Origin of the sequence: Mesorhizobium sp. AR10 (assembly GCF_024746795.1) — a bacterium.
Taxonomy (GTDB): domain Bacteria; phylum Pseudomonadota; class Alphaproteobacteria; order Rhizobiales; family Rhizobiaceae; genus Mesorhizobium.
This window is the reverse complement of sequence record NZ_CP080524.1, coordinates 2,631,821-2,651,641: the sequence shown is the minus strand read 5'-3', so window position 1 is coordinate 2,651,641 and position 19,821 is coordinate 2,631,821. Positions and strand designations below refer to the sequence as shown.

At 57.4% G+C, this 19,821-nt stretch carries 20 protein-coding genes and 2 pseudogenes; 13 read left to right on the top strand and 9 right to left on the bottom strand.

All coding sequences use genetic code 11. The annotated features are described in order from the left end of the window. Nucleotides 1-38 precede the first annotated feature (38 nt). Nucleotides 39-337 (top strand): annotated as a pseudogene (locus LHFGNBLO_RS16400) (antibiotic biosynthesis monooxygenase). Nucleotides 338-348: 11 nt separating this feature from the next. Here the strand turns inward: LHFGNBLO_RS16400 and LHFGNBLO_RS16395 are convergent. Then, nucleotides 349-1,194 carry an aldo/keto reductase gene (locus LHFGNBLO_RS16395; protein WP_258609023.1) on the bottom strand — a complete coding sequence of 282 codons (846 nt, stop codon included), beginning with the start codon at nucleotides 1,192-1,194 and terminating at the stop codon, nucleotides 349-351. A gap of 169 nt (nucleotides 1,195-1,363) precedes the next feature. On the opposite strand from LHFGNBLO_RS16395, the gene LHFGNBLO_RS16390 reads away from it, so the two are divergent. The 8 genes from LHFGNBLO_RS16390 to LHFGNBLO_RS16355 all read left to right on the top strand — a co-directional run bounded on the left by LHFGNBLO_RS16390 (nucleotide 1,364) and on the right by LHFGNBLO_RS16355 (nucleotide 6,617). Continuing rightward, on the top strand, nucleotides 1,364-2,017 hold the full coding sequence (locus LHFGNBLO_RS16390) for a BON domain-containing protein (RefSeq protein ID WP_258609022.1): 654 nt from the start codon (nucleotides 1,364-1,366) through the stop codon (nucleotides 2,015-2,017). Nucleotides 2,018-2,043: 26 nt separating this feature from the next. Further along, nucleotides 2,044-2,652, top strand: coding sequence for an HdeD family acid-resistance protein (locus LHFGNBLO_RS16385; RefSeq protein WP_258609021.1), 609 nt, complete (start codon nucleotides 2,044-2,046; stop codon nucleotides 2,650-2,652). A gap of 23 nt (nucleotides 2,653-2,675) precedes the next feature. Continuing rightward, complete coding sequence (locus LHFGNBLO_RS16380; protein ID WP_258609020.1) at nucleotides 2,676-3,188, top strand: redoxin domain-containing protein; 513 nt, start codon at nucleotides 2,676-2,678, stop codon at nucleotides 3,186-3,188. Beyond that, nucleotides 3,154-3,696 carry a DsbA family protein gene (locus tag LHFGNBLO_RS16375; protein WP_258609019.1) on the top strand — a complete coding sequence of 181 codons (543 nt, stop codon included), beginning with the start codon at nucleotides 3,154-3,156 and terminating at the stop codon, nucleotides 3,694-3,696. The genes LHFGNBLO_RS16380 and LHFGNBLO_RS16375 overlap by 35 nt, the downstream gene beginning before the upstream one ends. 144 nt (nucleotides 3,697-3,840) lie before the next feature. Further along, entirely contained in the window at nucleotides 3,841-4,272 is a 432-nt protein-coding gene (locus LHFGNBLO_RS16370; protein ID WP_258609017.1) for a PRC-barrel domain-containing protein, read from the top strand. A 286-nt stretch (nucleotides 4,273-4,558) separates the two neighbouring features. Further along, nucleotides 4,559-5,713, top strand: a complete 1,155-nt coding sequence (locus LHFGNBLO_RS16365; protein ID WP_258609016.1) for an NAD(P)/FAD-dependent oxidoreductase — start codon at nucleotides 4,559-4,561, stop codon at nucleotides 5,711-5,713. Beyond that, nucleotides 5,599-6,153 carry a flavin monoamine oxidase family protein gene (locus LHFGNBLO_RS16360; RefSeq protein WP_258609755.1) on the top strand — a complete coding sequence of 185 codons (555 nt, stop codon included), beginning with the start codon at nucleotides 5,599-5,601 and terminating at the stop codon, nucleotides 6,151-6,153. The genes LHFGNBLO_RS16365 and LHFGNBLO_RS16360 overlap by 115 nt, the downstream gene beginning before the upstream one ends. A 50-nt stretch (nucleotides 6,154-6,203) precedes the next feature. After that, entirely contained in the window at nucleotides 6,204-6,617 is a 414-nt protein-coding gene (locus LHFGNBLO_RS16355; protein ID WP_258609011.1) for a c-type cytochrome, read from the top strand. A 46-nt stretch (nucleotides 6,618-6,663) separates the two neighbouring features. On the opposite strand, the gene LHFGNBLO_RS16350 is transcribed toward LHFGNBLO_RS16355, so the two are convergent. Then, a complete protein-coding gene (locus LHFGNBLO_RS16350) occupies nucleotides 6,664-7,203 on the bottom strand; it encodes a hypothetical protein (protein ID WP_258609008.1) in 540 nt (179 codons plus the stop codon). 188 nt (nucleotides 7,204-7,391) lie between these two features. Between LHFGNBLO_RS16350 and LHFGNBLO_RS16345 the strand changes: the two genes are divergently transcribed. The 4 genes and pseudogenes from LHFGNBLO_RS16345 to LHFGNBLO_RS16330 all read left to right on the top strand — a co-directional run bounded on the left by LHFGNBLO_RS16345 (nucleotide 7,392) and on the right by LHFGNBLO_RS16330 (nucleotide 10,139). Next, on the top strand, nucleotides 7,392-7,667 hold the full coding sequence (locus LHFGNBLO_RS16345; protein ID WP_258609006.1) for a hypothetical protein: 276 nt from the start codon (nucleotides 7,392-7,394) through the stop codon (nucleotides 7,665-7,667). A 244-nt stretch (nucleotides 7,668-7,911) separates the two neighbouring features. After that, complete coding sequence (locus LHFGNBLO_RS16340) at nucleotides 7,912-8,493, top strand: NADPH-dependent FMN reductase (protein ID WP_258609005.1); 582 nt, start codon at nucleotides 7,912-7,914, stop codon at nucleotides 8,491-8,493. A gap of 313 nt (nucleotides 8,494-8,806) precedes the next feature. After that, nucleotides 8,807-9,256, top strand: a complete 450-nt coding sequence (locus LHFGNBLO_RS16335) for a DUF1931 family protein (protein WP_258609004.1) — start codon at nucleotides 8,807-8,809, stop codon at nucleotides 9,254-9,256. A 126-nt stretch (nucleotides 9,257-9,382) separates the two neighbouring features. After that, nucleotides 9,383-10,139: pseudogene (locus LHFGNBLO_RS16330) on the top strand (Bax inhibitor-1/YccA family protein). A gap of 26 nt (nucleotides 10,140-10,165) precedes the next feature. On the opposite strand, the gene LHFGNBLO_RS16325 reads toward LHFGNBLO_RS16330, so the two are convergent. The 7 genes from LHFGNBLO_RS16325 to LHFGNBLO_RS16295 form a co-directional block, all read right to left on the bottom strand. Further along, on the bottom strand, nucleotides 10,166-12,223 hold the full coding sequence (locus LHFGNBLO_RS16325) for a putative bifunctional diguanylate cyclase/phosphodiesterase (protein WP_258609002.1): 2,058 nt from the start codon (nucleotides 12,221-12,223) through the stop codon (nucleotides 10,166-10,168). Between the two features lie 469 nt (nucleotides 12,224-12,692). Beyond that, nucleotides 12,693-13,472, bottom strand: a complete 780-nt coding sequence (locus LHFGNBLO_RS16320) for a hypothetical protein (protein ID WP_258609000.1) — start codon at nucleotides 13,470-13,472, stop codon at nucleotides 12,693-12,695. Nucleotides 13,473-13,945: 473 nt separating this feature from the next. After that, the gene (locus LHFGNBLO_RS16315) at nucleotides 13,946-15,028 is read right to left on the bottom strand and encodes a hypothetical protein (RefSeq protein ID WP_258608998.1); all 1,083 of its coding nucleotides are present in this window, start codon (nucleotides 15,026-15,028) and stop codon (nucleotides 13,946-13,948) included. A gap of 439 nt (nucleotides 15,029-15,467) precedes the next feature. Next, nucleotides 15,468-15,959 (bottom strand): hypothetical protein, encoded by a 492-nt coding sequence (locus LHFGNBLO_RS16310; protein ID WP_258608996.1) that lies wholly within the window; start codon nucleotides 15,957-15,959, stop codon nucleotides 15,468-15,470. Next, nucleotides 15,956-16,813 (bottom strand): hypothetical protein, encoded by an 858-nt coding sequence (locus LHFGNBLO_RS16305; protein ID WP_258608994.1) that lies wholly within the window; start codon nucleotides 16,811-16,813, stop codon nucleotides 15,956-15,958. Before LHFGNBLO_RS16305 ends, LHFGNBLO_RS16310 begins: the two co-directional genes overlap by 4 nt. Before the next feature lie 537 nt (nucleotides 16,814-17,350). Further along, nucleotides 17,351-17,845, bottom strand: coding sequence for a hypothetical protein (locus LHFGNBLO_RS16300; protein ID WP_258608992.1), 495 nt, complete (start codon nucleotides 17,843-17,845; stop codon nucleotides 17,351-17,353). A 1,386-nt stretch (nucleotides 17,846-19,231) separates the two neighbouring features. After that, the gene (locus tag LHFGNBLO_RS16295) at nucleotides 19,232-19,663 is read right to left on the bottom strand and encodes an XRE family transcriptional regulator (RefSeq protein ID WP_258608990.1); all 432 of its coding nucleotides are present in this window, start codon (nucleotides 19,661-19,663) and stop codon (nucleotides 19,232-19,234) included. Nucleotides 19,664-19,821 lie beyond the last annotated feature (158 nt).

Below are 19,821 nucleotides of genomic sequence, written 5' to 3'. Positions count from 1 at the left end.
CTATGCCTGAAACGAAATTTCGGGGAAGGGAAATGATCATGATCCAGAAAGCAGTTTATGTGCGGCTGGAAGCCAAACCGGGCTTCGAAGACAAATCGAAGAATTCCTCAAAGGCGCTTTGCCGCTGGTGGAGGCAGAAACGGGAACGAAGGCCTGGTTCGCCATCAAGAGGGGTCCGATGACATACGGCATATTCGATGTGTTCCTGGATGATGGGGGTCGCAACGCTCATCTCTCGGGAAAGGTGCCAGGTGCGTTGATGGCGCGTGCGGAGGAGCTTTTTCGCCTGCCGCCCAAGATCGAAAAGGTCGACGTGGTTGCTGCCAAGCTGCGATGAAACCACATGCTCTATAGCATCTCGAGCGTGCGCTTCCCCGTAGGCGGCGGGAAGGCGCGATCGAGGTTGTGCAAATCCGCGGGTATGAGTCGGATATCATGCGCGGCGCGATTTTCGCGGACATGATCCAGCTTGCTCGCTTTCGGAATGGCAATGACGCCCTCTTGGCGCAGCACCCAGGCAAGCGCGATCTGCGACCGGCTCACGCCGTACCGCTCCGCGACCTTGGCGAGGCGCCCGTCGTCCGCCAGGACGCCCTGCTCGACCGGCGAATAGGCCATGATCGGAATCCCGCGCTGATGACACCAGGGCAGAAGATCGTACTCTATGCCGCGCCTCATGAGGTTGTAGAGCACCTGATTAGTCTGCACGCTCTTTCCGTCAGCAACGCCGGCCAGCTCGACCATATCGGCCATATCAAAATTGCTGACGCCCCAATGCCGGATTTTTCCCGCCGCTTTGAGCAACTCGAAGGCCGCGACCGTCTCGGCAAGAGGCGTGCCGAGACGCCAATGCAGGAGATAGAGATCGATCCGGTCGGTGCGCAGCCGTTTCAGGCTGTTCGCGCATGCGGTCACCACGCCGAGGCGCGAAGCATGGGTCGGCAAAACCTTGCTGACGATGAAGACTTCGTCGCGCCGTCCGGCGACGGCCTCACCGACAATCTCCTCCGCGCCGCCGTCGCCATACATCTCGGCTGTGTCAATGAGCGACATGCCGAGATCGAGGCCGAGCCTGAGCGCTGCCACTTCGTCGGCGCGACGATTCGGTTTCTCGCCCATGCCCCAGGTGCCCTGGCCAAGAACCGGAACCTCGTCGCCAGCCGGTAATCGCGTTGTCCGGACGGTCGAGGGCATGAAAGCTTCCTTCCTTGCGCTAGCGGATCGTTGCAATCCTATCGGGCAGCCATGTCCGCAAAACTGACGGTCATCAACGCCGGGGCAGCGAAGCCCTTCTAGCGTTCACCTCGCTCCGAAGGCTGCGGATCCTGACGCAGGATTTGGTCTTCGGCAGGGGGCCGAGCCTATGAAATCCGATGAAGACGTCAGGAAAGATGTCGAGAGCGAGCTACGGTGGGACCCGGATGTTGACGCGACCGATGTCGTCGTCACGGTCAGGGAGGGCGTCGTCGCTCTGGCAGGCATCGTGCGGAGTTTCAGCGAGAGATGGGAAGCGGAGTCGGCGGCAAAGCGCGTGGCCGGCGTACGCGGCGTGGCCAATCACCTGGAGACTCGCCTGCCAGCGATCAGTCAGCGGTCGGATCCTGAAATTGCCAGGGACGCCGTGAACGCGCTCCTCCACGAATTGCCGGATTTCGCAGAGGATATTCAGGTTGTGGTGTCGGACGGCCTGCTCACACTCGAGGGGGAGGTTGGATCACGCCAGAACCGGCAGGACGCCGCCCAAGCTGTGCGCCGAGTGCGCGGCGTCAAGGGGGTTCTCAATACGATCAAGGCCAGGTCCATGGTCGCGCCGGAGGACATCCATCTGAAGATAGCCGAAGCGCTGAAGCGCAGTGCGCTGCTCAATTCGGCGAATATCGCCGTGGAAGCAAACGGAAACGAGGTGGTGCTGAAGGGAACAGTCCGTTCATGGGCCGAACGAAAAGAAGCCGATGAAGCGGCCTGGCGCACCCCCGGCGTCACAAAGGTCGACAATCGCATCACCGTCGAAAGCTAGCAATTCAAGTCCGAATGGAGAGCACAATGACAATCTCATCGAACGACAATGCGAGGACCGAGGCGATGAACGACATACTCGCCAACAACTGGTGGGCCGTCGCGTTGCGTGGTGTCGTCGCCATTCTCTTTGGCATCGCTGCATTCGCGATGCCTCTCATCACAATGCTATCGTTGGTTGTGGTCTTTGCCGCCTTCAGTTTGATCGACGGCATCTTCGGGATCATCATGGCCGTGCGCGGGGCACGCAAAGGAGAGCGTTGGGTTTGGCTGCTCCTCAACGGCATCCTTGGCATCGCAGCCTGCGCTGTGGCCGTCCTGTGGCCGGGCATTACGGTTCTCGCCTTCGTCTTTCTGGTCGCGGCCTGGGCGCTTATCTCGGGCATATTCATGCTGATCTCTGTGTTCCGGCTCAAGATCGACCATGGCCGCATCTGGCTAGCGATCGCCGGCATCGCAAGCGTCCTGCTCGGAATATTACTCACTATCTCGCCGTTTGTCGGTGCGCTGGTGCTCACCTTCTGGGTGGGAGCCCATGCTCTGGTTCTGGGCGTTACGCTGCTCATGCTGGCCTACAAGTTGCGGTCCCGCCGCACCGGCCACCCTAGCAATCTCGCTGCCGCCGATGCGGCCTAGACCAATCTTGGAAGGAGCGAACCATGCCAGCGATCCTCGCACCTGCAACGAAGGCACCAGCCTTCAACCTTCATGTGACGCCCGACCAGACACTCTCGCTGTCCGAGTTTGCGGGCAGGCGCGTAATCCTGGCGTTTTATCCGGCCGACTGGAGCCCCGTCTGCGGCGACCAGATGACGCTCTACAACCACGTGCTTTCTGAATTCCGCAAAAAGGGTGCCGAGTTGGTGGGCATTTCCGTGGATGGGGCATGGTGCCATCAAGCCTTTGCAAGGGACCGAAATCTCCATTTTCCGTTGCTGGCGGATTTTCATCCCAAGGGAGAAATCTCACGCGCCTATGGAGTCTATCGCGACGACGTCGGTGAGAGCGCCCGCGCACTCTTTATCGTCGACGAAAAGGGCACCATCGCCTGGAGTTATCTTTCGCCGGTCGCAGTCAATCCCGGAGCGGACGGCATTTTGGACGCCCTGGACCAAATGCCAAGCCTGGAGCAGAAAAATGTCGACCCTAAGAGTGCCCGTCAATCGGCGTGACCACACGCGCGGTGCGCAGAATGCCATCGTTACACTCGTGGAATATGGTGACTATCAGTGCCCTCATTGCGCCGCCGCCAATCCCGTGATGCATTTCCTGGAGGGCCGGTACGGCCAGGCGCTGCGCATCGTCTTCCGGCACTTTCCCATGATGGAAGTCCATCCTGTCGCGCCGATCGCAGCGGAAGCCGCTGAATATGCCGGCGACCATAGTCTGTTCTGGGAAATGCACGACGCCATCTTTGCAAACCAGCATCAGCTCAGCGTCCGGTTACTGTTTACCTTGGCCGGGACCCTGAGCCTGTCGCAGATGGGGCTTAGAGATTCGATCGCACGGTCGCTCCACGCGGACAAGATTCAGGCCGACTTCATCGGCGGTGTGCGCAGCGGGGTCAACGGAACCCCGACCTTCTTTGTCAACGGACTGCGGCACAATGGCGACTACAGCGCACCAGAACTCTCGGCATCGATCCAGACTGCGATGGATGCTCTCGCTCCGGTGCGTTGAACAAGGAACGGATGCGCGAAACTGATAGGCGTCAAGGCGCCAAGGCCAACGGCGATCGACGATCACGAGCCTGCGAGGCTGAGGTAAAGGGGACATCGTCCCACCGACCGCCAGCGTCGCCTTCCCAAGCCCAGAGGATTCGTCATGAACCAGAAAAGCGCCTCCGACAAATATTGCAGCCTTAGCCTCGTTCTGGCAGTCGGCACGAGCACACTCCTCACCACCGCCATCTTCCTGCCTTCAGCGACACGGCCGGCTTTCTCGCAGAATGTCGTTGTGTTGGACGTCGATGTAAAGGAAGTGGCGAAAGGCTACCGCGCCTCCGAACTTGTCGGCGCCAAGGTCCAAAACCAGCAAGGAGAGAAGATCGGTAAGATCGACGACCTCATCGTCGACCGCGAGAAGGTCCTGTTCGCGATCCTCCAGGTCGGCGGCTTTCTTGGTCTCGGCGGCTACCTCGTCGCCATTCCCTACAACGCCTTGGATATCAGCGCCGACGGCTTGAAGATCGTGCTCGCCCAAGGCAGCAAGGAAGAGTTGCAGAAAATGCCGGAGTTCAAATACCAACAAAAATGATTGCCGTAATGCTCCTCGTCGACGCCCCGCTATCGCAGCGGGGCGTGTGTTTATTCGGCAAGGCACGCCTTTCGAAGAATGCAAGGACCAGGATCGGCACGAGAATGCTGCCGCCACGTTTTGCAAAACTGATGGTTATCAAGGTCTGCAGCGTTGCCCCGGCTAGGGTTGCAATCGTGCAGGCGCACTGCAGGCCCGGCCAGGTGAAACCATCCGGTTTGTTTCCTCCCCGCCTGGCCGGGCTCCTGGAAGGACCTGATTGAGGACTGAACAGGAGGAGGTATACGTGATCCAAACGAGATGCAGGCCGACACGCCGCGAATTGCTAACACTGATCGGCATGACGGCCGGCTCTGCTGCGATGTACCAGGCGATGACCAGCCTGGGGTTCGCGGCTGAGTCCGGCTACAAGGGCCGCATCAAGCTGGAAGGCGACCCGAAGGGCGCGTCGGTGCTGATTTTGGGGGCCGGGCTTGCCGGCATGACGGCTGCGCTGGAGCTGCGCCAGGCCGGCTACAAGGTGCAGATCCTCGAATACAACAGCCGCGCTGGCGGCCGTAGCTGGACGCTGCGCGGCGGCGACACCTACACCGAGCTCGGCGGGGCCACCCAAAAGTGCGAATTCGACGAGGGCCTCTACTTCAACCCGGGTCCGTGGCGCATTCCCTATCACCACAACGGGCTTCTGGATTACTGCAAGCGGGTGGGTGTGACGCTGGAGCCGTTCCAGCAGGTGAACCACAACGCGTTTTTGCATTCGAGCAAGGCGTTTGGCGGCAAGCCGCAGCGCATGCGCGATATCAAGATCGATTTCCAGGGCCATATCTCCGAGTTGCTGGCCAAGGTTACGCAGAAGGGCAAGCTGGAAAACCTGGTCGCCAAGGACGACCAGGAGATGTTGCTCGAGGCGCTACGCTCGTGGGGTGCGCTCGACAAGGATTATGCCTACGCGACCGGTCTCACCAGCGCCGAGTTCCGCGGCTATGCGAAGGACCCCGGCGGCGGTCTCGGCGCCGCGCCGATCCCCGGCGCGCCGATCAACCTGTCCGATATCCTGAAATCGGGACTGTGGGGCAGCCTCGCCAATTTCTCGCTTTACGAGTTCCAGACCACCATGTTCCAGCCGGTCGGCGGGATGGGCCGCATCGGCGAGGCCTTTGCTAAGCAGGTCGGCGATCTCATCACCTATAATTCGAAGGTCTCGAAGATAGCCCAGGACGACAAGGGCGTGACCGTCACCTACGAGGACACCAAAAACCAGGGCACATGCATGAGGCCGTCGCCGACTGGTGCGTCTGCACCATTCCGCTGTCGATCCTCAGTCAGATCGAGGTCGATGTCGGCGCGCCAATGCAGGCGGCGATCGGCGCCGTACCCTACGCGTCGTCCGTCAAGGTCGGGCTGCAGTTCAAGCGTCGCTTCTGGGAAGAGGATGAGCTGATCTTTGGCGGCATCAGCTATACTGATTTGCCCATCACCCAGATCTCCTATCCGAGCACGAGCTACAACACGACCGGCAAAGGTGTGCTGCTCGGATGCTATACTTGGAACGGACCGAACTCCTACGAGTTCACGGCGATGTCGCCCAAGGACCGGGTCACTCGCGCGATGGAATACGGCTCGCAGATTCATCCGCAATACAAGAACGAGTTCGAGAACGGCGTTGCCGTTGCTTGGCACCGTTCACCCTTCACGCTCGGCTGCGCCGGCGACTGGACCGACGAAGGCCGAAAGGAGCACTATAACAATCTCTGCCAGATCGACGGGCGCATCGTGCTGGCCGGCGAGCATGCCTCATACATTCCGGCCTGGCAGGAAGGGGCGATTCTTTCATCGCTGAACGCAATCACGCGCCTGCATCAGCGCGTGCTCCAAAGGTGACGGCCATGACCAGCCGACCCTGCCCCCTCAAGCGCGCGAGGTACGCCCCCATGAACAGCCCTTCCGCTCGGCGGCTCGGCAATATCGTTTCCGCCTCCTTCATCCTAGCGCTCGGCGCTACCGCTGCGCTCGCCGACTCGACCGGAGTGGTGTTTAGCGACGGTAACAAATTCCTCGAGCAGACCGGTGAGGCGATCTATGCCAGTGTCTGCCAGGCCTGCCATATGGAACAGGGCCAGGGCGCCGTCGGCGCCGGAAAATATCCTGCCTTGGCCAAAAACGAGAAACTGGAGGCGGCCGGCTATCCTGTCTATCTCGTTATCCACGGGCAGAAAGCGATGCCACCCCTCGGCGGCATGCTCGACGACGAGCAGATCGCTGCCGTCGTCGACTACATTCGCACGCATTTCGGTAACAACTATACAGATCCCGTCACAACGGATGACGTCAAGAGCTCAAGATGACGCAGAAAAATTGTGACCTGAGGCTTCTTCTGGCGTATCCGGATTGTCAGTGCAGATACTTCCGGTCAGCCCCCGACTGGACGACGAGGGATCTGTAAAGCAAGGCAAAGCCTTGCATCACACGCAAGTAATCCTGGTGTCGCGAAGCGAAGCCATGCGCCATCTGCATAAGCTCCGGATTGGTGCTTTCCAGATCTTCAATGGTCCGCAGCGTGAATGATTCGGAGCCCTCTGCATCGATTTCACGCACGAGCGAATCGCGCGTCTTCGCCGTCACGCAGGGCAATGGGTGCATGATTTGCTTCTCGTTTGTGTCGGCCGACGCCGAAACCAGGAGCTGATAGAACATGCCAAAGCCAACCATGACTTTCGGCCCGTTGTCGACATCGGCTGCGCAGTTGCGCGCCATGTCCAGGAGTTCCGGGTTTTCGCGCGTCAGGCACTCGGTGATTTCCGCCAGGCAGGCCTCTGGCCCGAGATCATCGAATTGCCTTGATACAAACTCCCGGGTCCATTCGGTCACACGAGGAAGAGAACTCATCGGCAGCGTTTCCTTCTGAAACGATTTCGTTTTCAACGACAACATAGGTGGCGCTCGTGCGAAAGCAAAATTAAGGATTTTTAATAGGAAAGACGCCGAAGACGGTCGCGACAACACACCTGACGTTGAGAACGGACATTGACCCCCGTCAACGCGCTGCCGGCCGCAGGATACTAAACTGAGTGCTCTGAGAAGAACTCCCGCCCCGGGACGTTCCGCCCAAGGAGCAAGACATGAGAACCACAAGCATCGTCACGATAGCGTCGTTCGCGCTCGGTCTCGGCATGAGCGCTGCACTTGCGCAAGACGCGCCCGGCATGAAGGAGTTCGGCGTTGACATCAGCGGCGCCGGGACCACCCAGGATGAGAACAAGAAATTCACGGAGGGCCTCCCGGCTGACCAGCAGGTCAAAGTCAGGGAGGCCTGCCTCGTCGCCGTGACCGAGCCAGCAGATTCTCATCCGCCAGCAGTGATCGCCTTCTGCAAGAACGTCAATCCGCCGTCATAGCGTTTCGTCGCGGCGCCCTCGGTCGAACGGACACGTTGCGAGAGAACCCGCGTTGCGACGCGCCGCTGACGCCCTTGCATCCACAGCGCCGGCCGTCGGCAAGGGCGACACAGGCGCCGCCGCGGGCTCTTTCGCAGTTATTTGCACCAGCCGTCGGGCGTTGGACTTTGTAGGCCGTGTCCTCGCCTTTCGCGGTCTTCGCCAGATCGGCATATCGGATGAACGTCCAGGAAACAGGTGTCCCATGACCACCTACAAGGTTGGCTACTTTATCGGAAGCCTGGCCACGGCCTCCATCAATCGCAGGCTAGCCCGGGCGCTGGTGGTTCTCGCTCCCCCGGAACTTGAAATGGAGGAAATTTCGTTCAGGGACCTGCCGCTCTACAGCTACGACTACGACGCCAATTTTCCCCCACCTGCCAAAGCCTTCAAGGAAGCCATCGCAGCGGTCGACGCGGTGCTGTTCGTAACGCCGGAATACAACCGTTCAATCCCTGGCGGTCTGAAAAACGCCATCGACTGGGCAAGTCGTCCCTACGGGACGAACTCGTTCACGCGCAAACCGTCAGCTGTGATCGGGACATCGCCAGGCGCGATCGGCACTGCAGTGGCCCAGCAAAGCCTGCGCAGCGTGCTCGGCTTCTGCAATTCACCGCAGATGAATGCACCGGAAGCCTATATCCAGTTCAAGCCTGGCCTCATTACCGATGAAGGTGAAATTACAGACGAGACGACGGCCGATTTCCTTCGCAGCTATATGGCAGAATTCCATGCATTTATCACCCGCGTCTATACGGTATTGCCGAGGCCCAGGCTGAACTCTTGACGGCGCTGCCACCAGGCGACGACCTCTTCTTCGGGGACGAATGTGCAATTGGGATCGGAGCGTCGTCTCCGCAGCGTGCCGTACGCAAACGAGGGACTGTCCCTGTCGGGGCTAGCGAGTCTGCCATCGGTGAAGGCGCCGCGGGCGTGCCCGAAGTTCACGCCAGGCTGGCGCGAGCATCATAGGTCCGGTCGGCGGTCTTGACCAAAGGCGAGGGACGAGGCCCTTCCAGATTTGACAACGGTCAATGTATCGTTGGCCCACAACGGCCACCTTGCGACAATAAGCACCCACGTATGTACAGGACAGTCGCATGACCCGGTTTGGCGTTCATAAGATCCAGCGGCTCTTCCGCAAGGCTGCAGAACTCGACGTCGACAAGGCGGACATCGCCCGCTACCAGGATTTTGTTAACCGCAAGCTCTACGACATGCTGCTCATCGCCGAGGCTAGGGCGAGGGCCAACGGCAATCTGGTGATAGAACCGCAGGACCTACCGATTACCAAGGGGCTGCAGGAAAGTGTTCAAGCCTTCAAGCGGATCGACGCCGAGCTCGAAGTCACTCCGATCATCGACCATATCGCTGGACGCCCGCCGCTCGACATCGCCATCAGTTACGAAACCGACGAACATTTTGCCGAGATAGCCGGTGGCTTGAGCTACGCGCTCGCAAAGACTTTTGTAGTCCTGCAACCGGACTTGAAGAACCCCCAGACTAGACATTGGGATCAGGCCTTCCGCATGTTCGACCTACTGCTGTAGGGCAAAGGCGGAAGACGGCGTAGTACCGACGCTGGCCTGCCTCCGCCGACCTACACGTCGTTTGGCGGCTGAAACACGTGATTCATGATGACCGTCAATGCCTGTTGCCGAGCGTCATCTAGCCTCCTGCACGCAGCACCACAAAAGGTACGGGACTATGACCAACTACGATCCGCACAGGCCGCCTATGGGCTCTCGGCTGGCGGATTCGGTCGCGCCAGTGATCGATACCGCCCTGCGAGACTACTGATGAAGGTCTACAACCACATGGCGGGTGGCTTGGCGATGACCGGGTTCGTTGCTTATGTCGCTGCGTCCTCCGGCTTTATCAGTCGATCGCAGGCACGGCCCTGATTTGGCTCGTCCTGCTGGCGCCGCTCGGGTTCGTGTTCGTCCTGAGCTTCGGCATCGACCGGATAAGCGTCGGTACGGCGCGAATCCTGTTTTGGACCTACGCGGCCGTGATGGGGCTTTCGTTGGGAGGATTTTCCTCATCTACGCCGGCGCATCGATTGCGCGGGTCTTCTTCATTACTGCCGCTACGTTCGGCGCCATGAGCCTGTACGGCTACACCACCAAGAGCGACCTGTCGGCGATCGGCTCGTTCATGTTTATGGGCTTGATCGCAATCGTCATCGCCTCGATCATTAACATCTTTCTTGGGTCTTCCACCCTTCAATTTGTCATCTCGATCATCGGCGTGATCGTGTTCGTCGGCCTCACTGCCTATGACACGCAGCGGATCAAGGAGCTGTATCTTGAATCTGACAGCCTTGAGGGCGCCGACAAGAAGGCGATCCTTGGTGCGTTGTCACTCTATCTCGACTTCATCAATCTTTTTATGCTCCTGCTGCAGCTCTTTGGCCAGCGGCGGAACGAATAGCGGAGCCCCCGCCCCATTGTCATTTGTCACGGCTGGTTTGAAGGCTTGGAGAGTTTCGATGGACCGCGCCATTGGCGTTTGGTTCTTTCAGGCCGAATGGCTTTCCAGTTTCCGCTTTCAATTGGCCACGCCTTGTCCAGAAGCGCCTGGACGTTCTCCGATGCGACGGGCCGACTAAATCGGTAGCCCTGGGCAAAGGTAACGCCCCTGCGGGACAGCATTTCAGCCTGCTTTCGTGTCTCCACACCTTCCGCCGTGATCGAAAGACCTAGGTGCTCGCCAAGGTCAATGATCATGTCGACAATGATCGTGCTCTCACGACGCAGACCGTATCCTGTGAGAAAAGATCGATCGATCTTGAGCCGAGTGAAAGGAAATCTGATGAGCAGAGATAGCGAGGAATACCCGGTACCGAAATCGTCGAGTGCAATCGAAATCCCGAGCCGTCTGAAGGTCTCAAGACGTTGCGCCGCCGCTTCCGGGTCCTTCGTGAGGGCACTCTCTGTAATCTCCAGCTCAAGCCGGCTCGGGGACAACCCGCTATCCGCGAGAACACGTGCAACAACGGCCGGAAAAACTGGATCATCAAGTTGCATCGGTGAGACATTGACAGCGACGAACGGTGCCCGCTCTGAACCCACGTGCCAGCTGGCCGCGGCGCGGCATGCCTGCCTGAGGACATCTTCCCCGATCTGCCCTATGTGCCCGAACTCCTCAGCAAGCCCAATGAACTGATCCGGGGCGAGCAAACCCTCGCCGGTTGTACGCCACCGTGCAAGCGCCTCGAACCCGGCCGTTCGCCCGGTGGAGAGGTCGATAATGGGTTGGAAGTGGCATTCGATTTCGCGGTTGACCACAGCACTTGCAAGGTCTCGGAGGCGAGTGTTCCGCTGCCGGAATCTGGAATTCACACCGTCAGTGAACCATCGGATGCCAGCATCTGCGGTACGGTCGGCCTCATCGAGAGCATGGCCGCTGTTGCGCAGTAGGCCATGTGCATTGGCGCCATCCCCTGAATAGAGGGCGGCTCCCGTATGAAAGCGAACCCGCACGCATCGACCCGCTAACTGCATCGGCTCCGAAATACGATCCAGAACATGCTGCACAAGGCTGTGGACCGCTTCTGCGGTCTGCATTGCTGGCGTCGCGATAGCAAAAACATCGGTCGATACGCGGGAGGCAAGGACGGCGGAATCCGAGAGCGCGTGTAAACGATCGCCAATGATGTGGATGATCTGTGCATCTTCCACCGTCTCTGATTCCTCGATGAGGTTATTGAGATCAAGCAACTTGACCTGAACAACCGCAAGCACGGCAACCGGGGTTATCGTGGCAAGCGCGTGATCGACATCGGCAAGGAACTTGTGCGGCTTTGCCAATCCTGTCAGAGGGTCAAAACGCAGAAGCTGTCGGACTCGCTCTTCGGCCTCCATCTGCTCGGTGATATCCAGGGAGACGCCGACCATTCGTTGGGCCGTGCCACTCTCGTCGGAAACAATATTTCCGCGCGAATGTACCCAGCGGTAAGAACCGTCGTTTGTTCGCACCCTGTAGCGAACGTCATATGGGCGCTGTCCGCCGGACGTGATGAAATCCTCCAAGATTCGATCGATACGTTCGAGGTCATCTGGGTGTCTTCTCGCACGCAGCTCCGCCATGGAGAGCCTGTGGGTTGGAGGAAGTCCCAGTCGCCCCGTCAGCTCCGGCGAAATGAAAGTAATTTTTGGGTCGCCATTTGCCAAATTCATTTCCCAAACGCCTCCGTCCGCGCTGGTCAGCGCCAGTTGGAGCCGGCGCTCGCTTTCCAACGAAGTCTCATATACGGCGAAGATACCCTTCCAGGCACCTCTGAGAACCAGAAGGATCATCAGTGCCGAAATAGAAACGAAAAGCCATCCTTTGTACGTCTGGAGGTACTGGTACTGGGAATAGTCTCCGGCAAGGCTGACCAACAATCGGTCGCTGAAGACAATCCATGTCGCGCTCACCAAGGCATAGATGCCGGCAACGATATAGGGCACCTTCGCGAACAGCCGATCGGATTGGCCAAGAAAGGCATTCTCTCGCCAGCGATGATAAGGCATGCTGATCAACACCACATTTGCGGGGCAGACTAAGAATTATTGATCCCATCTCTCGATTAAGAAACTGTTCTAAAGAGCGCCAAATTCACTGGCACGACGCTCTGTCTGAGCTTCCACAGTCCTATCTAGGGCTGCCTTCCGCTCACCGGGGCGGTAGGCAGTTTATGCATAACCCCGTTCCCGCAGCAGCGCGATTTCGGCGCTGAATGCCGCCAACCCTCCAAAACCGGCTGAAAAACCGACTGAATTCCGAAAAACTTAGCCAGTGCGCACGGATCCGGAAGCGAAAAAGATCAGCGAATTCAATTGTTGGAAATGGCATGCCCGACAGAATTCGAACCCGTGACACCTGTCTTCGGAGGGCAGACATGACGATGTTCTTTCGTTGTGGCGGCCAATTGCGAGCCTCAGTGCCGCTCCCTGGCTCGGCGATCGGCTGGCCTCAGGTTTCGCTGATGGGCTCGCGAACTCACCTCCGATTGAGCTTTTCGACACGTTCAAGGAGGTTTCTGGCCGAATTGTGATTCCAGAGGCCTGAACGCGGCGAGAGGACACCAGCCTCGTTAAGTGAGCGTGCCAAGGCTGATGGTGAAACCTTCGCACCGGGCACTAGTTTCGCCATTTGCGATCGAACGAACTCCGCGAGTTCGCGTGCAAATGCGTCAGCCTTGGTCTGGTTTGCCATATTGCCTCGCTTCCAGTTATCGGCCGGAGGTTTCTTTCGAGTGCCGGCTGACTTCAATCCAGCTCTGATCGGGCCTGTCCGGCTCAACCGAACCGCCATCGCCCGGCGCCCTAATTCGTTTCGCACCTCAAACGACAGTGACTGCCACGTACAGTTGCGACTCGCGTCCCAAACGTCCACGGCGATGGAATCGAGCAGTTGCATACAGGTAACGATTTTCTCGGTTGAAGTTCGAGATAGCAAACCCAACACATCGGCCAGGACCAAGGGGCACGCCAGTCCTCCCGCAAGGCGCACGGCCGTATGGAATTTTGCGCTTTCGGTAAAAACTGTTTCAGTGTGAGTTGTGGTTTGAAAGAGCGTGGCGGCCAGATGATAATTACTCGCCGCTGCCCAATGCTGAATTATCCTGTGCTGTCGGTTCAGCCATGGGAGCTTGCGGAGCTCTGAAGCTGTGCGAGGTTGTCTCCCCACATGGCTAAAACACAATGCCACAAACTGCTTCCGATCTGTCATTGCAATGACTGCACTATGTTCAGTGTTTTCAATTTGATCTGCTGCCACCTATCTCCCGCCACGGCAGAGGATGGCGCGCCTTGAGCCGTTGTCGGGCAGCGTCACCAGAGCACACATCGCCAGTTCATGCACAACGATGCTCAACGACGCTCGGAGCGCGCCCTTAGCCTCCCCTGAACGAACCTGATGTGCTCCTACACCATATCGAACTTCTCGCGACCCCGAATACGAGGTCGGCCCCTATCCCTGGATAACCGGAAAAGGCTAGCAGTTGCGGAATAGCGAGCCGGGGTATCACGCATCTGTCGTTTTCTGAACCTTCATGATCAATCAGCCTTGCTGGACCAGAACTTTTGTCCACGCTTTCAAGCGCGCTGCGAGCATTCTGAGCGCTCTCAACTCGTTGACAGCGTTGCGTTTGCGAAAAAGGCAGGCTCTGGGATCTAATAACTTGTCTTAGACACAACGACACATGGCAGCTGACACGAACCAATCACACAAGCTCTTTGCCTCGCTTGCCTCTACGAAATCGTAGCCGCATGGACACGGCCTCCTAAATGACGAAGCGCCATCAATACGCGATCCGTCAAGGCCTTGTAGGCGACCATAGGCTCTTGCTGAGTCGTAGCCCTCCTAGCTGAACCGGTTCCATTCTTGTCCACGCTCTCCTGAAGCTTTCCGGTTTGCCTAGCTCTTGCATCGTCCATGGCCTTCAGCCCGACTACGCCGCTATTCAAGAATTTCGTTCGGCGTTGACTCTCCCGCAGATGGCTTACAGCGGCGTGATTGTCTTTTGGCAGCACACTCACATCTACGAACGTGGGCAGTCTGAACCGGAAGTACAGACCTTGAAATGTCTGGAAGCGGAATGCCATCAGGCTTGCCATCGTGTCGATGCCGATGCTTCGCAGTTCGGTGTTCGAAAGCGTCACCTCAATTCTCACTCGTCTCTCATTCTCCGGGAGAATTAGACGCTTCCCGGTCGCCTTGTTCTGCTGGTCCATGATCTTTGTCATGGTGCGCCACGACGGTGAGGCTTTCTTGGCGCCCACGTAATAAGATGCATCAGCCACTGCCGGCCGGTCCTTATCGGTGGCTAGAAGCAATTCGTCGTTTCTGTGGGGTTTGCCTTTCTGAGCAGCCAGTATGTGTGCAGTTTTCCCCTTTCCTTTACCCCATGTGAACCGCGGCCGATCTGATAGTTCTGAAATGACATCCCGGCCAGGAATGTGACTCCGGACGAGAACGCCAAAGATCCTCGCCAGGCTGACGTCCGACGGCACCTTCGGACGAAAATCTACACTGATCTCCAAGTTCTCGACCATGGTCGGCTGTGTCAATTCCCACCTGCCCTTGATAGCGAGCTCAGCGGCCAAGAGATCTTTCATTTCCGGTTCCTGAAAGCGTACGCGAAATTCCCGGTACTCGACTTCATCCTCGTCCCGGTTCTGCCAGACGAACGACCTGCTCCCGATGGCCTTCTCGAGTTCAGCGAAAATCCATCTCCGTTGGGTCGGAAGAACCGTCCGGAAAACCAGGTCGACCCAGTCGATGACGGCAGTTGTAATGTACGCGTTGAAATCGACGTGCGGTTCCAGCGTCAATCGGCCCCGTAGACGAGGCTGGATGTTCGGCAGCCGCCTACACTCATAGCGGATCGCCGCGGCTGTAGAGCCATCCTTGTTGGCTATAGTGATGTTCGCGCTTAGAGGCATCTGCTTGCTTTCTTGGTGACCGGTTATCGAATTCTGTGGACTTGTGCACGGCGTTGAGACCGATGAAGCTCACCGGACGCCCGGCAAGGCGCAAGAACAGCAGCCACGTCGTCAGCGGAGCTCACCTAGGAGTGCCGCCGCTATTCCAGCGTATAGCTGCGCTTCCAAACGCCCCGGCCCGTGACAAGCTTCCCTGACAGTGTGGCGCCGGCGGGTGAGATGTGCCGGCGGCACTCATTGGTAACGGTTGCGATTTGCGACTTAGCGTTGTCGACGCGGCCGTAACAGAAAAGGTGGACGCCGGCGCCCCAGCGTCCATCCGTTAGAGCTATTGCCAGAACCCCGTATTGGGGTCGTTCGCCATCGTCTGTGCAACGAGCCTGCCTACCTCTTCAAGAACCGTGTCGATCTTGGAGTATTCGACCCATTTCTTTGACGGATACGGTTCGATAGCCCACAATGCGTCGCGAATAAGTTCCGCTCTTTCCCCGAGGATGCGAAACCTCCGTAGCGTCACTAAAATTCGGGAGTGGTCGGGGTCGTAGCGTCCGTGCCACTTCCACGCATCATACCGATCTGACGGGAGTGAAATTTCCACCAGCTCGCGTATCACGGCATCGATGATGGGCCCCGGCAGGTAATTCCTGCCGGGGAACATGTCAGGCATGCCCATGGTCCCGTAGCAGTCCGAGATCGCTTTGCTGTTGCGGAACTTTGCAAAGTCATGGGTGTCGTGAGATGCGCATTTGAACCGCCTTCTCGTTGTCCAGGACCATGGCTTTGGCGTCTTTGGCTTTGACCTGCGAACAGTCACGGTCATGCCGCATTCCTCGACTTGGTCGCTGAGGCTTTTTCAGCCATTATCGCCTTACGTTCATTTTCCCGTACGATACGCCGTGTGCCACAGGCGCGATCGATTTTCTGCTTCCACATCATCAGCTTTGCACGCGACTTCGTATTAAACTCCGGATCGTCTCGCTGTTGCCGTTCAACAACAAAACTGTCCCACGCTTCGTGCAACTCGCGGTACATTTCGCCAAATTCAGCTTCGTCGTTTTTCGTCCTTTCCATGTAGTTATCGAAGGGACTTGACCGACTTTCCAATTGATCAATTTGCCAGTCGCGGGAGCGAATTGCTTCTTCTGCTTCACAGTTCTCCAATGCCAACCGAAGAGCCTCACGCTGTTTGCGGCCAGCGGCTCGCGCAACTCGTTTGATTGCCAATTCCTCAATCGTCGGCGGGAAGTTTCTAAAGCAGAATTCGCTTACTCCGAAATCGTAATCTTCGGGTTGATCCCCGCCGTAATATTCCTCACGTATCTCGTTAATCGTCGCCGCATCATCTGGAAGTTCCGCAGCGGCCCATTTCAACAATTTTCTAATTGGAATTTCTATATCTCCGAGGTGATAGAGAACACGTATTTCCTCCGGAAAATCTATCCAGATAGTTCTATCGTATTCTTCCTCTTCTTCAGTATCTTCCTCTGCTCCATCACCTAGCCCTCCACCGTCGCCGGCGGAGTCCAGCGCGTCGAGCTCCGAAAGGACTAACTCGACGTCCGAGTGTACGTGCGGCGGACCGGAGGGAAGCACGATAGCAGTTTTGGAGCTTTCTTCATGATGCCGAGAAACAGTTTGGATCGGCTCGTCGGATCGCTTACGAGGGTTTTTCATAGGCTTGGTTCCTTACATTTTTGGGGAGGACGCGGTCTTACAATTACGACATAGCGGAATCTCCGCGGCTTCCGCGGAGGTCGGCGAAGATTGTTGCGAAAGACGTGCGGAAATGATCCACCGCCTTGAACTCATCGCAAGGCGAAGTGCTTCCACACTGACTGGAGATATTGCTGGTTGGAGATGTCGGTCGTCAGGGCAGAGATCCACCGGCGAGCAGTTTATTGCTCCTGCGTTCCAACCCTGAATTTGTTGACCGCCTAAACTGGTGAGGCTGGTGGACGATGTCCTGTTGCGCCTTCGAAAAGCCCTTCCAAGAACACGACGCGAATCTGGAGGTCCAGACGGGTCATTGCCTCGATGCGGTTCTTTAACCGAGGCGTTTCAGCGACGGGCCTTTCGACGTTTGCCAGCGAGGCTGGCACAGTGGTATTATGAAGCGGCATTTGTCGATCTCCTTATGGTTTGACAATGTCGGCCCTGCCGGGCGGCTCGACGTCCAATCAACGCCGCCCGGTTGGGTATTCCCAAAGACCCCTAGTCTTTGATCTGGTATTCCCGCAGCGTCCATCGAATGGTCTTGTCGAGGCGGTCGCGGATATTATGTAGGCGGGCAGCCTCTTCGAATGCCTCGCTTCGGCGATCACGGTCGCTGATGTCGAGGTCCCCTAATTCTGAAATCGCCTGGTCGATTTGTTCCAGCTTGTATTGATTGATGATCCTGGCGAGGTCCTGTGCGGCGTCGAGGAAAGCGCCGACCATTCGCTCGGCACGGCCGATGGACCGACGATAATCCATGGCACCGTGCTCATTCCAATCGTCTCGCCACTGTGGATCTTCATCGGCGTCAAAGGTGGGCGGCATTATCCCAACTTCGTCCAGGCATTGTTGACCGACGCTCCAATCAGCCGTTGCAAGATATTCATTGAAAGGCAGCTTCAGATAATCCGCCGTGGCTTCCGCTGCGGCTTTCTGTCTCTGCTTTTTGCGCTCGCGGTAGAGCCGTTGATGTTCAGCGTTGGTGAGTGCCACGGCCGTCTCCCTTTGATTTCTTACTCTTACACCATCACATAAGCATAAGCAAGATAAAACGGATCGCACCCTCGGATCCTTACCGGATCTCTCAGCGCAGAGAGATGCTCCTTGGGCGTAGGGCGCGCACCAGGCGCATTCGCTTGGGAATTCGAAGAACGCGTCAGCGATCCGTGCTTTATCGATCTGGCGAGCGTTCCGGCCTTGACCAGAGGGGAAGGACCGATCGACGAGACAAACATTCGAGCAGAGTGCACAGCACTACCAGGCGATACCAATCGGCTTGGACCCGACTTCTCAATATGTCCGCAAGATTGAGACACTGGATGCGAGCCAGTCAGAGACAGGCCACCCCCGTGTGCGCTTGAAGCCTACCTCTGGCGCGACACAGGCGAGAAAATAGGCCTCTTCCAAAATCGCCAATAGCAAGACATCGGATAGTTGGATTTCTCTCTGCGGTCTCTCAGAGAAGAGAGGCCGCAAAACACACGACCATTGAAAGCGAAAAGCCTAGAACCTCAACTCACCATCACGCCACACCTCTGCACTCAGCCTCTCTACGACCTACGTCTCGGCCGCTTCGTGGTCTCTGCGTGCGTCTCCCTAGCTCTTTAGCTAATTCGCTCTCTACGCCGGTGCTATTAATCCGATACTGGTCAAGCTGTTGCCGGTCGCATGTCTGTTCGACCAGGGGTGCTTGCCAGATAGCTTCCGTGATGTATCACGCTCAATCGCTGCGCTGACGGTGTTGTCGGTGTCTGGTGAGCTTCCCTGTCTGTTTAGTGCTCGAGGCTTGGAAGCTGTTTCAGGTTGCGTTTGTCAACCAAAAGCTCAAAAAGTGGTTTTCGGGGTCTGGTTGTCAACTTAGTGTAAACTTAGCGTCAAGCGCGCTCTTACCGCTATACAGTACGCATCACATTCTGGTTGACAGAGTTATGCCCCGAACGGTCGATTTCGGGTCGCCAAGTTGACATTGTCAACCTCCCGCTCCCTCAGAACCGTCTCCTAAAAAAGAGACCGGACCTCAACGATCATCGCCCAGGGGTTTCGCGCCCGATCTCCCGGACTGGCCTCCCACTGAAAGTGGAGCATTGTCGAAATTTTGTCTGCCGCAACAGGAGGCATCCCCACCGCTGACCAAATCAACCCTAAGACTTCGCTATGGGGCATCCCCTCAAGCGAATAAAGTCGTTTGGTTCCTGGAAACCGAGGCACACGTCGCACGAGCCTCTCCGTGGCACCTGCGATCATTGGCGCCACGGCTGTAAAGCACCCGATAGTGCTAACGAGATGAACGTTCTCTCCCCGTCAGATACATCCGCCCACAATGGGAGCGACCATCGGCTGCTACTTTGGCTATCGAAAGGAGATCGACCTCCCGCGATGTCATTGACCCGGGTATGGTCCGATCTTCCCGAAAATCGCGCGCAGGATCTTTGCCCGCTTCGCGGTTAGGGGTGGATCAGTATTGTCAGACGCTTTGCGAAGCGCCTCGATCCAAGACACCTCGTTCTCGCTCACGACAGTTCCGAAGATCTGCTTGATTGCCACCAACGCGCTGCTCTCAAAGTATTGCTCCAGCGCCAGGAGGAAGAGTCTCGCAGGGTCGCACTCCAGCGCTTTCGCGAGTCCGGGTACGCGGTCAAACGGAACTTTCGTCGCGCCCGTCTTTATCATCGAGAGAATATTAGTGTTGATGAACCCAGCTTCGACGGCTACGTCTTTCTGGCTTTTCCGCCCCTTGAGCTGATCGATGCGGCGATCTATGAACTTCGCAATCTCGTTGTTGGCATTGGGGTATCCAGAAGTATTATTCATGATTTATGCTCGCTCTCATATAAGTTGTAATTTACATTTTCTTTATAGCGAGACATGAACGGGTATATTTAGGATATAGATTTCGGGCAATGGGAATACACGAGTTTGCATTCCGCCCAGATAAGCTCGGAGGTCTGGCCTATGGCCTTCAATGCTGA

Bases quoted from the DNA above. Each gene is read 5' to 3' on its own strand.
- LHFGNBLO_RS16350 (WP_258609008.1), bottom strand. From the start codon at position 7,203: ATGTTGTCGTTGAAAACGAAATCGTTTCAGAAGGAAACGCTGCCGATG.
- LHFGNBLO_RS16395 (WP_258609023.1), bottom strand. From the start codon at position 1,194: ATGCCCTCGACCGTCCGGACAACGCGATTACCGGCTGGCGACGAGGTT.
- LHFGNBLO_RS16325 (WP_258609002.1), bottom strand. From the start codon at position 12,223: ATGCCTTATCATCGCTGGCGAGAGAATGCCTTTCTTGGCCAATCCGAT.
- LHFGNBLO_RS16370 (WP_258609017.1), top strand. From the start codon at position 3,841: ATGAACCAGAAAAGCGCCTCCGACAAATATTGCAGCCTTAGCCTCGTT.
- LHFGNBLO_RS16340 (WP_258609005.1), top strand. From the start codon at position 7,912: ATGACCACCTACAAGGTTGGCTACTTTATCGGAAGCCTGGCCACGGCC.
- LHFGNBLO_RS16355 (WP_258609011.1), top strand. From the start codon at position 6,204: ATGAACAGCCCTTCCGCTCGGCGGCTCGGCAATATCGTTTCCGCCTCC.
- LHFGNBLO_RS16310 (WP_258608996.1), bottom strand. From the start codon at position 15,959: ATGACCGTGACTGTTCGCAGGTCAAAGCCAAAGACGCCAAAGCCATGG.
- LHFGNBLO_RS16380 (WP_258609020.1), top strand. From the start codon at position 2,676: ATGCCAGCGATCCTCGCACCTGCAACGAAGGCACCAGCCTTCAACCTT.
- LHFGNBLO_RS16335 (WP_258609004.1), top strand. From the start codon at position 8,807: ATGACCCGGTTTGGCGTTCATAAGATCCAGCGGCTCTTCCGCAAGGCT.
- LHFGNBLO_RS16375 (WP_258609019.1), top strand. From the start codon at position 3,154: ATGTCGACCCTAAGAGTGCCCGTCAATCGGCGTGACCACACGCGCGGT.
- LHFGNBLO_RS16305 (WP_258608994.1), bottom strand. From the start codon at position 16,813: ATGAAAAACCCTCGTAAGCGATCCGACGAGCCGATCCAAACTGTTTCT.
- LHFGNBLO_RS16345 (WP_258609006.1), top strand. From the start codon at position 7,392: ATGAGAACCACAAGCATCGTCACGATAGCGTCGTTCGCGCTCGGTCTC.
- LHFGNBLO_RS16385 (WP_258609021.1), top strand. From the start codon at position 2,044: ATGACAATCTCATCGAACGACAATGCGAGGACCGAGGCGATGAACGAC.
- LHFGNBLO_RS16295 (WP_258608990.1), bottom strand. From the start codon at position 19,663: ATGAATAATACTTCTGGATACCCCAATGCCAACAACGAGATTGCGAAG.
- LHFGNBLO_RS16390 (WP_258609022.1), top strand. From the start codon at position 1,364: ATGAAATCCGATGAAGACGTCAGGAAAGATGTCGAGAGCGAGCTACGG.